Raw genomic sequence first — 13,912 nt, 5'->3', positions numbered from 1 at the left:
AGGGAAACCATATTTTAAAAAACCAGGAGATAAAAACTGGTATGGAACATCCTTGCCATGGATTTCCATTGGATACGAAATCAAGTTAAATCCTCTTCACACCCTTGCTTTATATAATGCGGTGGCAAATGGGGGAACGATGGTGAAGCCAATTATTGTAAAGGCAATTGCGAAGGGAAACACCATTCAAGAGCGATACGAAACTGAAATTCTCCGAAAGCAAATCGCGTCTGATAAAACGATCAAGCTATTGCAGGAACTTTTGGAAGGCGTAGTAGTACGGGGAACTGCAAGAAATATTGCAAACGCTGATTATAAAATAGCTGGGAAAACTGGTACTGCCCAAAAGCTAATTGATGGTAAATATACCCAAAAGTACTACACGAGTTTCGCGGGATATTTCCCTGCTGACAATCCTAAATACTCCATGATTGTGGTGATCGATAGCCCAAAAGGCTTTGCAGCTTATGGAGGGGATGTTTCAGCACCGGTTTTCAAAGAAATCGCGGACAGGATTTATGCATTGGATATTGAGTTGAATCCATCGAATCAAACTCAGATTTTCCAGGCTGAAAATTCTAACCCAAAAACGCCATTAATTAAAGCAGGAAGAGGAGGGGAGCTAAATGAGATTTTTGATGAGTTAGGTGTAAAAGCCAGTCCTGCGAATGCAGAGGAATGGGTGAGAACCGTATCGACAGGAGATAATGTCCAATGGCAAAACAATGAAATGGATAAGCCATTGGTCCCTGATGTCTCAGGATTACCACTGAAAGACGCCTTATATATTCTTGAAAATAAAGGTCTGAAAGTAAATTATTCAGGAAAAGGTGTAGTGAAAAACCAATCGCTTTCCCCAGGTTCAGAATTAATCAATAATGCCACCATTAACCTTGTTTTAGGCTAAATGAAAGTACTAAAAGACATATTATATAAAGTATCTCTAATCAGCACTACCGGTGACATGGAATTGCGGATTCAGAATATTGTCTTTGATAGCAGAAAAGTGGTCGATAGGTCAGTATTTGTAGCTGTTCCAGGGACTCAGGTAGATGGACATGAATTTATTGAAACTGCTATTGAAAAAGGGGCTAAAGTAATTATCTGTGAGCAGCTACCTTCTGAACTTAAAGATGGAATCACCTACGTACAAGTAGTGAATTCAGCAAAAGCCATGGGCATTATGGCATCAAATTACTTCGATAATCCCTCCGAAAAAATAAAAGTAGTAGCGGTAACAGGGACCAATGGTAAAACCACCACCGTTACGCTCCTTCACCAGCTATACATGGCACTGGGTTATAGTACCGGGTTGCTGTCTACGGTAGAAAATAAGATAAATGAAGAGGTGATCCCAGCTACTCATACGACTCCAGATTCGGTAAGTGTTCAGGCTTTGCTTCGCAAAATGTTGGATGCGGGATGTACGCATTGCTTCATGGAAGCAAGTTCTCATGCCATCGTACAAGAAAGAATTGCTGGTTTGAAATTAGTTGGAGCTGTTTTTACAAACATTTCTCACGATCACCTGGATTATCACAAGACCTTTGATGAGTATATCAAAGCCAAGAAAAAGCTATTTGATGATTTACCGAAAGATGCTTTTGCTTTAGTCAATGAGGATGATAAGCGAGGGATGGTTATGCTTCAAAATTGTAAGGCAACACATCTGACTTTTGGACTTAAATCCCCTTCTGATTTCAAAGCGAAAATTATTTCCAATACCCTTGAAGGTTTGGAACTGGATATTAATGGAAAGTTGATCTGGTTTTTAATGATTGGCTCCTTCAATGCATACAATCTTTTAGGAGTGATGGCAACAGCTGTCCTTTTGGGGGAGGAAGAAGAGGAAGTGCTTCGAGAATTGTCTGCCATCAAAGGAGCTAAAGGCAGATTTGATCGAATTTCAATTGGAGGGATCACTGCGATAGTAGACTATGCGCACACTCCTGACGCATTAGATAATGTCTTAAAAACTATAAATGGCGTCAGAACCGGTGTGGAACAATTGATCACAGTAGTTGGGTGTGGAGGGAATCGTGACAAAACCAAAAGGCCCATTATGGCAAAAATCGCTGTTCAGGAAAGTAATAAAGCGATTTTAACCTCAGATAATCCTCGTTTTGAAGACCCTATGGAAATTTTGAAAGATATGCAATCCGGAATTGGCCCATCAGAAATTAGAAAAATATTAACGATTGAAGATCGCAGAGAGGCAATTAAGACAGCATGTATGCTTTCAAATAAAGGGGATATAATCTTGATCGCAGGAAAAGGACATGAGGATTACCAAGAAATAAAAGGAGTGAAACATCACTTTGATGATGCAGAAGTGGTGACAGAATTATTAACGCAATTTACCCAGAGCTGAGAATGTTGTATCCGATTTTTGAATATTTAGATCAAGTCTTAGACATTCCTGGAACAGGTGTATTTCGATACATCTCTTTTAGGGCGGGGATGGCTGCGCTTTTTTCTTTGATCATCACTATCACTTTTGGTAAGAATATCATCAACTGGATCAGGAGAAAGCAAATTGGTGAGACAGTACGTGACCTGGGGCTAGAAGGACAATCTCAGAAAAAAGGCACTCCAACCATGGGTGGTCTGATGATGATTGCAGCGATTTTAATACCAACGCTTCTTTTTGCTGATCTTAATAATGTGTACATCATTCTATTGCTGATAACCACGGTTTGGTTAGGAGGAATTGGTTTCTTAGACGATTATATCAAGGTTTTTAGAAAAAATAAAGAAGGCCTTGCAGGGAAATTCAAGATAGTTGGTCAGATCGGTATTGGAATAATTGTAGGAGCCACGCTTTACTTCAATGAAGATGTGGTGATCCGAGAATTCCAAAATCCTGTTTCCATTGAAGAAGGAGTTGTCGAGACCCCTGCTTTTAAAGATGTCAATGTTGCAAAAACCACTATCCCCTTTGTCAAAAACAATGAGCTGAATTACGAGACCTTGCTTGACTTTTTGGGTGAGGCGATGACGCCTGTGTTATACATTTTGGTCGTGATTTTCATCATTACGGCTGTGTCTAATGGAGCGAATATTACTGACGGGATTGATGGATTGGCAGCAGGCACCTCTGCGATTATTGGATTGACGATTGCGATTTTCGCATACATCAGTGGTAATGCCATTTTCTCCCAATACCTCAACATTATGTATATCCCGAATTCAGGGGAGTTGGTGATTTTCACCTCAGCTTTTATTGGAGCTTGTATTGGATTCTTATGGTACAATGCCTATCCAGCTCAGGTCTTTATGGGAGATACCGGGAGTCTAATGCTCGGGGGAGTGATTGCGGTTCTGGCTTTGACGCTTCGAAAGGAATTATTGATTCCAATCATGTGCGGGGTGTTTGTGATTGAAAATGCCAGCGTCATTATTCAGGTCAGTTATTTTAAATATACCAGGAAAAAATACGGAGAAGGCAGGAGGATATTTCTAATGTCACCATTGCATCATCATTACCAAAAGAAAAATATTCCTGAATCTAAAATTGTGACTCGATTCTGGATCATCGGGATTCTTTTGGCGGTCATCACATTGGCAATATTAAAATTGAGATAAAAAGATAATGAAACAGATAGCCATTCTGGGAGCAGGAGAAAGCGGATTGGGAGCAGCATTGCTCGCAAAGCGGAATGGCTTTGCCGTTTGGGTTTCAGATTCTGGAAAAATAAGCGATAGCAGGAAAGAAAAGTTGAGGGAGGAAGAAATCCCTTTTGAGGAAGGCTTGCATACAGAATCAATTATTCTGGATTCGGATTTGATAATTAAATCTCCCGGTATTCCTGACACAGCTTCCATAGTTGAGAAAGCTTTGGAGGAGGGAATTTCTGTAATTGATGAATTAGAGTTTGCATTTCGATATAGTGCTGGAAAAGTAATTGCCATTACTGGTACCAACGGAAAGACGACTACTACGCTTTTGACTTATCATTTGCTAAAATCAGCTGGATTAGATGTTGGATTAGCAGGTAACGTAGGAAAAAGCTGGGCAGCTCAATTGTTGGAAGGAGATCATCATTGGTGGGTAATTGAGTGTAGCAGTTTCCAGATTGATGGATTTTTCTTCTTTAAACCAGCCATTGCAATTTTGACCAATATCACTCCGGACCATTTGGATCGGTACGATTATAAAATTGAGAATTACATAGAGTCTAAGTTTGGATTGTTTAAAAATATGGAGCCTTTAGCTCAGGCAATTTTAAATGAGCAGGATCCTTTGACTCAAGAGGGTTTGAATAAAATAAAATTGAGACCTGAAATCTATTGGATAGGGAATAATTCAAAAATTGATAAAGGAGCTTTTTCAGATGGCAATTCACTGCATATAAAGACTTCCGATCAACATGCTACTATCTCTATAGATAAGCTTTCTTTAAAAGGAGACCATAATATTATGAATGCCCTCTGTGCAGGAATGGCTGCATTATTAGCGGGAGTCAAAGAAGAGCAAATGCTTGACGCTTTTGAAAGCTTTAAGAATGCTCCTCATAGGATGGAATTGATCAAGGAAATCAATGGAGTTTCTTTTATAAACGATAGCAAAGGAACCAATGTGGAGGCCACCGCTTATGCTTTGGACGCTTTTAAAAATCCATTGATTTGGATAGCAGGAGGAGTGGACAAAGGAAATGATTATAGCTCCGTTTTGGACTTGGTTGAAGAAAAAGTGAAGTGTCTTATCTGCTTAGGGAAAGACAATTCCAAGTTGAAAAAAGCATTTGGTAATTCAGTCAGAGATATTCGAGAAACCCAAAGTATTAAAGAAGCTGTAGCATGGGGTCAACTTTTAGCTGTCCCTGGTGATGTGGTTTTACTTTCACCTGCATGTGCAAGTTTTGACTTGTTTAAGAATTATGAAGATAGGGGTGACCAATTTCGTGTCGCAGTTAATGAACTCAAACCAGAAACCATCGCATGAATCAGTTTAAGGCATGGATAGATAGACACTTCAAGGGAGACCCTCTAATCTGGGGGATAGTGATCTTGTTGTCGCTATTCAGTATTCTGGTAGTGTATTCTGCGACTGGATCTTTGGCTTATAAATATGCTGGAGGCAATACGGAGGTGTATTTATTTAGGCATTCCTTTTTAGTGTTTGTATCACTAGTTGTTATGTGGTTTGCACATAAAATCCCCTATAAGAATTATGCGCTTTACGCCAGATTGGCCATGTTCTTATCGATCCCATTATTGATGTTGACTTATATGTTTGGCTCAAATATTAATGAGGCAAACAGATGGCTTACAATTCCTGTGATCAATCAGGCATTTCAACCTTCGGATTTGGCAAAACTTGCTTTGATAGCAGCTTTGGCAGCTATGCTGGCTAGGAAGCAAAACAATATTAAAGACTTTAAAAATACGTTTGTCCCCATCATAATCTCCATTGGAGTGATTTGCTTATTGATTGCTATGGCAAATATGTCAACGGCAATATTGCTATTGTTGACCTGCTTGCTGATCATGTTTATTGGACGTGTTCCGGTAAAGTATCTTGCAATGGTTGTCATGGTTGGGGTTCTTGGATTAACCGCGGCTGTTTTCTTAGGCCAAAGAGGAGAGACATTCTTTTCCAGAATAGAAGCATTTATGGATGAGGAGGAAGTTCCTTTCCAAGCAGAACAGTCTTACATCGCGATTGCAACTGGTGGAGTGACCGGTAAAGGCCCTGGAAATAGTGAGCAGAGAAACTCATTACCTCACCCATATTCAGATTTCATCTATGCAATCATCATAGAAGAATATGGTCTGGTTGGAGGCGTTTCAGTTCTCTTTCTCTATTTGGCACTTCTCTATCGAGGTATGAGAATCGTTGCAAACTCCAATAAAGCATTTGGAGGATTGCTATCCGCAGGACTCAGTTTTGCATTGGTGATTCAAGCTTTAGTGAATATGGCAGTTGCTGTTGGTCTCGGACCAATTACAGGATTGCCTCTTCCACTTCTAAGCATGGGAGGAACCTCTTTAGTTTTTACTGGAATTTCCTTGGGAATAATCCTCTCAGTAAGTCGTGGGGATCATCAAGATGAAGAATTAGGCAGTGTAACTGCAGCAAATAAATCAAGATTAAGAACAGCATAACTATCGAAACGAAAAGAACATATCGCATCATGATCAGTGGAGGAGGAACTGGAGGACATATCTATCCGGCTATCGCCATTGCGAATGCCTGGAAAGAAGAATTCCCAGACAGCGAGATTCTTTTTGTCGGTGCACTTGGCAAAATGGAAATGCAAAAAGTTCCTGAGGCTGGATATAGAATTGAAGGCTTACCGGTAGCTGGCTTGCAAAGGAGTTTGACTTTGGAGAACCTGAAATTTCCCTTCAAACTTTTGAAAAGCCTAATGAAAGCGAAAAAAATGGTGAAGGAATTTCGGCCAGATGTAGTGGTTGGAGTGGGAGGATATGCAAGTGGTCCCATCCTTTATGCCGCTCAAAGTAAAGGAATTCCAACATTGGTCCAGGAGCAGAATTCTTATGCTGGATTGACCAATAAGATTTTGGCTAAAAAAGCAAAAAGGATATGTGTTGCCTATCCAAATATGGAGCAGTTTTTCCCTTTAGAAAAAATAATCTATACGGGAAATCCAGTTCGGAAAGATATCCTTGAGCTAAATGGCAAAAGGGGAAAGGCATTCGAACATTTTGGTTTGAACGAAGGAAAGATAACAGTGCTGGTTTTAGGGGGCTCATTAGGAGCGAGAACGCTGAATCAGGCAGTTTTGAAGGATATGAAAAAGCTTGACCAATCTGGATATCAAGTACTATGGCAGTCTGGTAAATATTATTTCAAGGAAATGCTTGAGAAAACTGATGCTGCTGCTCTAAACAATATCCATTTGCGAGAATTTATCCGAGAGATGGATTTGGCATATGCTGCAGCGGATATCATAGTTTCCAGAGCTGGTGCTTTATCAGTTTCTGAACTTTCAATAGTTGGGAAGCCTGTGATTTTCATCCCTTCACCAAATGTGGCTGAGGATCATCAAACCAAAAACGCAATGGCTTATGTGAGTCATAATGCAGCTTGGCTTTTGAAGGACAATGATGCTGTAGGAAAATTGAAATTGAAATTGGATGAACTGATAGCCGATCCCTCAATAGGATTGGCATTAGGATCAAATATTAGAAGTTTGGCAAAACCGAATGCGGCAATAGCCATAAGAAAAGAAATAGAACAATTGGTAGCATGAGCTTCGAAGGTATACATAGAGTTTATTTCCTCGGAATCGGCGGTATAGGCATGAGTGCCTTGGCCCGATGGTTTCGTCATGAGGGATATGCTGTATCCGGATATGACCGAACACCTTCTCCATTGACAGAGGAATTAATCGCCGAAGGAATGCCGGTGACTTTTGAAGATTCTCTAGACACGATTCCTGAGAAAGTGAAAACGTCATCGGATTCTACCTTAATCGTCTGGACTCCTGCAATTCCAAAAGACAGTGTGCAATTGGGTTACTTCCGAGAGCATGGTTATGACTTAAAGAAAAGATCGGAGGTATTGGGGATAGTGACTAAAAATTTCCATACGATCGCAGTAGCTGGGACTCACGGTAAAACCACCACTTCCTCTTTGATTGCTCACTTATTGAAAGTTGCCGGGAAACCTGTAGCTGCATTTCTCGGAGGGATCACTCAGAATTACCAAAGTAATCTGATTCTGGGAGATAAAAAATCTAAAGAACCGACGTTGGTGGTAGTTGAAGCAGATGAATTTGATAGATCCTTCCTGAGATTGCATCCAAACGAGGCGGTAGTGACAAGTACGGATGCTGATCACCTAGATATCTATGGAGATGAAAATACTATTCTGGATGGCTTTGGAGAATTTGTTAAACTAATTGACAAAAAGGGAAAGCTGTTTATTCAATACAATGCAGCGGATAGATTAGGAGAAGTAAGAATGCCTAAAGTTCCCATTAGATTATATGGATTGAGGTCAGAAGGAATTCGTGCAAAAAACATTCAGGCAAAACCAGGCTCTTTTGTTTTTGACTATGTAGATGGTCAAAAAGAGATATCTCATTTAGAACTTTTCATTCCAGGTTTCCATAATGTGGAAAATGCTTTGGTAGCCATTGCTATAGCTACAGAGCATGGCATTCCAGATGAACAAATTAGAAATGGGTTAGCCTCCTTCCGGGGAGTAAAAAGAAGATTTGAAATTCATGTAAATCAAGAGAGATTGGTTTACATCGATGACTATGCCCATCATCCTGAGGAAATCAGGGCCTTTTTGAGCTCGGTGATAGCCATGTATCCTACAAGTAAGCTTACGGTGGTTTTTCAACCTCATTTATTTTCCAGGACAAGGGATTTTGCTGATGGATTTTCGGAAAGTCTATCATTGGCAGATGAGGTGATTTTACTGGATATCTATCCAGCAAGAGAATTACCGATAGAAGGAGTGAGTTCGGAAATGCTTTTAGGAAAGATTCAATCAAAGAAAAAGTCTCTGGTCAAGAAAGCTGATTTGATGGCTCATTTGGAAAAATCAAACCCGGAAGTTCTGGTGACTTTGGGAGCAGGAGATATAGATCGTTTGGTTCCGGGTATTGCTGCCTGGATGAATTCCAGACAAAAATTGAATGCCGTATGAAAAAAATAAGAATTAAAAAGACGCTTGTTTTTCTGGTGCTATGTGTAGTGCTAGTCGGCTTCATTGGGTTTGTCGAAAAGCAAACTCTCTATAAGACTTATCAAGGTGTTGAAATTGATATAAATGGAGTCAGTGGCGTCTATTTCGTCGAAGAAAAGGAGGTTCAAGAAATCTTGAAGGCAGCATTCCCTGAATTGAAAGCAGGTTTAATGCTTGAAGAGGTGAGGCTAAAAGAAGTTGAGCAAAGGTTAAATGGACACCCTTTTATCAAGTCAGTTCAGGCATCCTTAGGACAAAAAGGAATCTTGAATCTGAAAATCGAACAACATCAGCCTATAGCTAGAATAGCTCGATCCTATGCAGCTGATGGATATATAACTGTGGAAGGAAAGGTAATTCCTACCTCTCCATCTTATACTAGTAGAGTATTGATTTTGCAAGGAAATGAAGCTGAGCGTATCATGGAAAAGGGGGATGTAAATGAGCAGATGCCAGAATTGATGGATCTAATCAATTTCATTGTCAAGGATGACTTTTGGTCCGCCCAGATACCGGAATTAGAGGTTAATTCTAAAACTGATATCCGAATGATGCAACAAGTAGGCAGGCAGGTCATCGAGTTTGGCGGGGCTCAGGATATCGCTGAGAAGTTTAAAAAAATTGAGGTCTTCTATAAGGAGATATTACCGCGAAAAGGCTGGAATGCCTACGAGCGGGTAAGTGTAAAGTTTAAAGATCAAATTGTTTGTGAATAATAGCTTGGGAATGGAAAATGACAGACTAATTGTCGGACTGGATATTGGGACTACCAAAATCTGTGCGATCATCGGCCGAAAAAATGAGTTTGGCAAACTCGAAGTACTCGGAATGGGTAAAGCCGTATCTGACGGAGTCAACCGCGGTGTGGTGACAAATATTGACAAGACAGTTCATGCAATCCAAAAGGCTGTGGAAGATGCTTCCGAAATGGCCGACGTGGATATTGCGGAAGTAATTGTTGGTATTGCTGGTCAACACATTCAAAGTAAAATTGTGCATGGAAGTATCATGCGAACGCCTACTGAGGATGAAATCACAGTAGAGGACGTAAGAAGACTTTCCAGCGATATGGAAAATATCGTGGTGCCCCCGGGAAATAGCATTATCCATGTTATGCCTCAGGATTATACTGTCGACTATGAAGGTGGTATCAAAGATCCTGTAGGGATGTCTGGTACTCGTCTCGAGGCAGACTTCCATATTATCACAGCACAAACAACAGCGATCAATAATATTAACCGATGTGTCCGAAGAGCCAACCTCAGTTCCAAGCAGTTGATTCTTGAACCATTGGCAAGTTCCCTTTCTGTCCTTAGTGAAGAAGAAAAAGAAGCAGGTGTCTGCCTTGTAGATATAGGCGGCGGAACCACAGATATTGCCATTTTCTATGAAAATATTATTAGGCATACTGCAGTAATTCCCTTGGGAGGCAACATCATCACAACTGATATTAAGGAAGGTTGCATGGTTATGCAAAATCAAGCTGAATTATTAAAAACCAGATTTGGAAAAGCAATTGCCAATGAAGCCAATCCAAATGAGATCGTTTCAATTCCTGGGCTGAGAAATAGACCTCCAAAAGAAATTTCGATTCGAAACCTTGCTTCTATCATTGAAGCTAGAATGGAAGAAATTATTGAGATAGTCCAAAATGAAATAATGCAATCAGGCCACTATAAGAAGCTTGCCGGTGGTATAGTGCTTACAGGTGGTGGTTCTCAATTACAATGCATTAGTCAACTATTTGAATACATGACCGGCTTGGACACACGGATTGGTTATCCAAATGAGCATTTGGGTAAGTCCGTAGTCGAAGAAGTAAAATCTCCGATGTACGCTACTTCTGTCGGATTGGTTTTGGCGGGGTTCAAATCTCTTGATGAAAGAGAAGAAGGATATAAAAAAAGGTTGGCTAATTCAGCCCCAATAGTGAAACCGGGAAATAAGGAATTTTTGACCAAAGATATTTTCAGAAGCATAGGAGCAAAACTGAAAGGAATAATAACCGATGACATCGGAGACGATATTACCTACTAGGGCTTATGATTGAGCGGAGATAAATGGCTTTGCTGTTTATTTCCCTGGATTACCTTTTAAAAAACAAAGAAACTAATTCACCAAAACAATAAATATGTCAGATAACATGAAAGATTACAGATTTGATCTTCCAAAAAATCAGAAGTCGATTATCAAAGTAATTGGCGTAGGTGGGGGCGGTTCCAATGCCGTAAACCATATGTTCAGCCAAGGAATTAAAGATGTAGAGTTTGTGGTAGTCAATACCGACGCACAGGCTTTAAAATCTAGTCCCGTTCCTTTGAGACTTCAATTGGGAGCAAACCTCACAGAAGGTTTGGGTGCAGGAGCTAATCCTGAACAAGGAAAAAATGCAGCAATAGAATCTCAGGACGAGATTCGTGAGCTTTTGGCAGATAATACCAAAATGGTATTTATAACTGCCGGAATGGGTGGTGGAACTGGAACAGGTGCCGCACCAGTTATCGCCAAAATCGCAAAGGAACTCAACATTTTAACGGTTGGTATTGTAACAGCTCCGTTTATGTTTGAGGGAAGGAAGAAAATGAATGTTGCCCAGCAAGGCATTGAATCTCTTCGTGAAAATTGTGATACCGTGCTGGTGATTTTGAATGATAAACTCAGAGAGATTTACGGTAATCTTGCTATCAGGACTGCTTTTGGAAAAGCAGATGATATTTTGACTACTGCCGCAAAATCCATTGCAGAGATTATTACAATTCATCAGGATGTGAACGTCGATTTTGAAGATGTGAAAACTGTCATGAAAGATGCAGGTGCTGCTGTGATGGGATCCTCTACTGAAGAAGGAGAAGGAAGAGCGATCCGAGCAGCAGGTTCTGCAATATCTTCTCCATTGCTCAATAATGTGGATATCAAAGGAGCGGAGAAAATCTTGCTTTCAATTATGTCTGGAGAAGATGAGGAACTTTCAATGGATGAATTGAGTGAAATCACTGAATACATTCAAGAGAAAGCCGGTGACAACGCCGAAGTTATCTTCGGTCAGGGGATAGATCCTGAACTGGGTAGTGCTATTCGAGTAACAGTAATTGCCACTGGATTTGAAATGGATAGATTAGAGGGTGCGAAGAGAGCAGAGATGAAAGCTCCTCTTCCAACGCCAGTTATTGCTCCAAGTGTAACTGAGAAAGCTCCTGAGCCTGAAGCAGTAAAAACAGTGATAAATTTGGATTCCGGAAAGAGTGAAAAAGTTAAAGAGGAAGCTGTTGGCAACGGTGCTACGTTTGTTTTTTCTTTCCCGAAAGCAGCTCCTTTAGCAGATAAGTCGAAAGAGGAGGAAACTGAATCAAAAGAAGATACTAAGGAAGTTGAGCCAGAATTTAATTTTGAGGTCAAGCCTAAGCAGGAAGAGAAATCAGAATTCGAATTTGTAAAGCCTGAGGAAGAAAAGATCGTTCATGACCTTTACGAAGAAGAAGAAAAGACAGAGTCTGAACCTAAAAAGGAAGAGTCTGAACCTGCAGCGCCTTTGTTTGCGAATGATTATTATGAGCAAATGAAGCAAAAGGCTATTCAGAGAGCCCATGAGCGATTTGAGAAACTTAGAGGCAACCGTACTTTCAATCCTACTCCAGAAGAACTGAAAGAGAAAATGGAAGTGCCTGCATACCAACGTAAGAATGTAAAGTTGAATGAACCTCAACATAGTTCAGAAGAAAACATCAGTAAATTTAATCTGAACGACGATAATGAGATTCTGGGAAATAATAGATTCTTACATGATAATGTTGACTAGATTTTAAAATTCTAGTAACATGTCAGCCTGAGTTTGCAATAAGTCCAAGTAAAGCCTGTTGGTGAGCAGGTTATCTGACATATTTTGCTCTATTTTAGCAAGCTTCGGCTTGAGAGCAAGGACATGCATTCCCAGGTAATGGAATATATCGGTGAGGTGGCTCAAAGCGATGCCACCTCCCCCGATTCCAGAAGAAATTCCCACAAGAGCACTTTTTTTATTTTGAAATGAATTGGGATAAGTCATCCCATCAATAAAAGCTTTCAGAATACCAGGAAAAGATCCATTGTATTCGGGTACGATAAAGACGAATTTTTCTCCAGATTTCACCTTATCATGAAATAGATTATAATCATCATTTTTGCCATTGTTTTCATACAAAGCAGTTCCTATAAAATCAATAGGTAAGTTTTCCAATTCTAGAATTTCGGAATCAGCTCCCTTTTCTTTAAGAATAGTTTGGTAAAGTTCAGCTATAACTTTTGAAACTGAATTTTTTCGATTCGTGCCAACAATAATTTTGATCATTTGAGGATATTTTGTCAACTAATACAAGGTGTTGAAGGTAATAGTTCGAAAAAAGGTCAATTTTAATATCTTTACCTCACCTGATTTTTATTTCTATGAACTACGCGGATCAAATCAAAGAAGCTTCTCAATTTATAAGTAACCTTTATCCTGGAGAAGTCAATATCGGAATTATTCTTGGAACCGGGCTCGGCAAGCTTGTTGATCAAATCCATGTTGATATCGAAATTGATTACAGTGAAATTCCTCATTTCCCTTTATCTACGGTGGAGAGCCATTCAGGGAAATTGATTTTTGGAAGCATTGGAGAAAAAAAAGTAGTAGCAATGAAAGGCCGGTTTCATTATTACGAAGGTTATTCCATGAAAGAGGTAACCTTTCCTGTTAGAGTGATGAAATTATTGGGGGTGAAACACCTTTTGGTTTCGAATGCTTGTGGGGGATTAAATCCTTCCCAGCATGTTGGAGAGGTAATGATTATCAACGATCACATAGATCTGTTTCCCGAAAGCCCATTGAGAGGAAAAAACCTTGATGAATTTGGAGTTAGGTTTCCGGATATGAGTGATACATATTCTGAAAGATTAATTCAGCTAGCGGAGGAAATCGCCCTTGAGAATAAGTTTATGTTTCATACTGGTGTTTACGCTGGAGTACAAGGTCCAAATTTGGAAACCCCCGCAGAATATAAATATCTCAGAATCATTGGAGCTGATGCTGTGGGAATGAGTACTATTCCCGAGGTAATTGTGGCAAGACAGATGGAGATGGAAGTATTTGGGATTTCGGCTATTACCGATTTGGGAGTGGAAGGCAAAATTAAAAAAGTAACAATTGCGGAGGTTTTGAAAGCAGCGGCCTTAGCAGAACCAATCATGGCAAAAGTGATGTCGGAGTTAGTCCAGCGAATGTAATCCCAT

At 40.0% G+C, this 13,912-nt stretch carries 12 protein-coding genes; 11 read left to right on the top strand and 1 reads right to left on the bottom strand.

Going from position 1 to position 13,912, the window contains the following annotated elements:
• The 10 genes from Q0L68_RS01640 to ftsZ form a co-directional block, all read left to right on the top strand.
• Positions 1-907: penicillin-binding transpeptidase domain-containing protein (locus Q0L68_RS01640; RefSeq protein ID WP_296698466.1), on the top strand; the 907-nt coding region annotated here is incomplete at its 5' end.
• The gene (locus tag Q0L68_RS01635) at positions 908-2,371 is read left to right on the top strand and encodes a UDP-N-acetylmuramoyl-L-alanyl-D-glutamate--2,6-diaminopimelate ligase (RefSeq protein ID WP_296698464.1); all 1,464 of its coding nucleotides are present in this window, start codon (positions 908-910) and stop codon (positions 2,369-2,371) included.
• 2 nt (positions 2,372-2,373) lie between these two features.
• Entirely contained in the window at positions 2,374-3,585 is a 1,212-nt protein-coding gene (gene mraY / locus Q0L68_RS01630; RefSeq protein WP_296698461.1) for a phospho-N-acetylmuramoyl-pentapeptide-transferase, read from the top strand.
• A gap of 7 nt (positions 3,586-3,592) precedes the next feature.
• Positions 3,593-4,945 carry a UDP-N-acetylmuramoyl-L-alanine--D-glutamate ligase gene (gene murD, locus Q0L68_RS01625; RefSeq protein ID WP_296698458.1) on the top strand — a complete coding sequence of 451 codons (1,353 nt, stop codon included), beginning with the start codon at positions 3,593-3,595 and terminating at the stop codon, positions 4,943-4,945.
• Entirely contained in the window at positions 4,942-6,108 is a 1,167-nt protein-coding gene (locus Q0L68_RS01620) for an FtsW/RodA/SpoVE family cell cycle protein (protein ID WP_296698455.1), read from the top strand. The genes murD and Q0L68_RS01620 overlap by 4 nt, the downstream gene beginning before the upstream one ends.
• A gap of 29 nt (positions 6,109-6,137) precedes the next feature.
• Positions 6,138-7,220, top strand: coding sequence for an undecaprenyldiphospho-muramoylpentapeptide beta-N-acetylglucosaminyltransferase (murG, locus tag Q0L68_RS01615; protein ID WP_296698452.1), 1,083 nt, complete (start codon positions 6,138-6,140; stop codon positions 7,218-7,220).
• The gene (gene murC, locus Q0L68_RS01610; RefSeq protein WP_296698449.1) at positions 7,217-8,629 is read left to right on the top strand and encodes a UDP-N-acetylmuramate--L-alanine ligase; all 1,413 of its coding nucleotides are present in this window, start codon (positions 7,217-7,219) and stop codon (positions 8,627-8,629) included. The genes murG and murC overlap by 4 nt, the downstream gene beginning before the upstream one ends.
• Positions 8,626-9,384, top strand: a complete 759-nt coding sequence (locus Q0L68_RS01605) for a cell division protein (protein ID WP_296698445.1) — start codon at positions 8,626-8,628, stop codon at positions 9,382-9,384. Before murC ends, Q0L68_RS01605 begins: the two co-directional genes overlap by 4 nt.
• A gap of 10 nt (positions 9,385-9,394) precedes the next feature.
• Positions 9,395-10,705, top strand: coding sequence for a cell division protein FtsA (ftsA, locus tag Q0L68_RS01600; RefSeq protein ID WP_296698469.1), 1,311 nt, complete (start codon positions 9,395-9,397; stop codon positions 10,703-10,705).
• Positions 10,706-10,799: 94 nt separating this feature from the next.
• Complete coding sequence (ftsZ, locus tag Q0L68_RS01595) at positions 10,800-12,464, top strand: cell division protein FtsZ (protein WP_296698442.1); 1,665 nt, start codon at positions 10,800-10,802, stop codon at positions 12,462-12,464.
• A gap of 3 nt (positions 12,465-12,467) precedes the next feature.
• Here ftsZ and Q0L68_RS01590 read toward each other — a convergent pair whose 3' ends face one another.
• A complete protein-coding gene (locus Q0L68_RS01590; RefSeq protein WP_296698441.1) occupies positions 12,468-12,992 on the bottom strand; it encodes an NAD(P)H-dependent oxidoreductase in 525 nt (174 codons plus the stop codon).
• Between the two features lie 95 nt (positions 12,993-13,087).
• Here Q0L68_RS01590 and Q0L68_RS01585 point away from each other — a divergent pair, with 95 nt between their 5' ends.
• Entirely contained in the window at positions 13,088-13,906 is an 819-nt protein-coding gene (locus tag Q0L68_RS01585) for a purine-nucleoside phosphorylase (RefSeq protein ID WP_296698438.1), read from the top strand.
• Positions 13,907-13,912 lie beyond the last annotated feature (6 nt).

The sequence above is a fragment of the Algoriphagus sp. genome (assembly GCF_024642405.1).
Taxonomy (GTDB): domain Bacteria; phylum Bacteroidota; class Bacteroidia; order Cytophagales; family Cyclobacteriaceae; genus Algoriphagus.
The sequence above is the reverse complement of the archived record's forward strand: the minus strand, read 5'-3'. Positions and strand labels throughout refer to the sequence as shown.

Bases quoted from the DNA above. Each gene is read 5' to 3' on its own strand.
- Q0L68_RS01585 (WP_296698438.1), top strand. From the start codon at position 13,088: ATGAACTACGCGGATCAAATCAAAGAAGCTTCTCAATTTATAAGTAAC.
- Q0L68_RS01590 (WP_296698441.1), bottom strand. From the start codon at position 12,992: ATGATCAAAATTATTGTTGGCACGAATCGAAAAAATTCAGTTTCAAAA.
- murD (WP_296698458.1), top strand. From the start codon at position 3,593: ATGAAACAGATAGCCATTCTGGGAGCAGGAGAAAGCGGATTGGGAGCA.
- murG (WP_296698452.1), top strand. From the start codon at position 6,138: ATGATCAGTGGAGGAGGAACTGGAGGACATATCTATCCGGCTATCGCC.
- Q0L68_RS01620 (WP_296698455.1), top strand. From the start codon at position 4,942: ATGAATCAGTTTAAGGCATGGATAGATAGACACTTCAAGGGAGACCCT.
- Q0L68_RS01605 (WP_296698445.1), top strand. From the start codon at position 8,626: ATGAAAAAAATAAGAATTAAAAAGACGCTTGTTTTTCTGGTGCTATGT.
- ftsA (WP_296698469.1), top strand. From the start codon at position 9,395: ATGGAAAATGACAGACTAATTGTCGGACTGGATATTGGGACTACCAAA.
- ftsZ (WP_296698442.1), top strand. From the start codon at position 10,800: ATGTCAGATAACATGAAAGATTACAGATTTGATCTTCCAAAAAATCAG.
- murC (WP_296698449.1), top strand. From the start codon at position 7,217: ATGAGCTTCGAAGGTATACATAGAGTTTATTTCCTCGGAATCGGCGGT.
- mraY (WP_296698461.1), top strand. From the start codon at position 2,374: ATGTTGTATCCGATTTTTGAATATTTAGATCAAGTCTTAGACATTCCT.
- Q0L68_RS01635 (WP_296698464.1), top strand. From the start codon at position 908: ATGAAAGTACTAAAAGACATATTATATAAAGTATCTCTAATCAGCACT.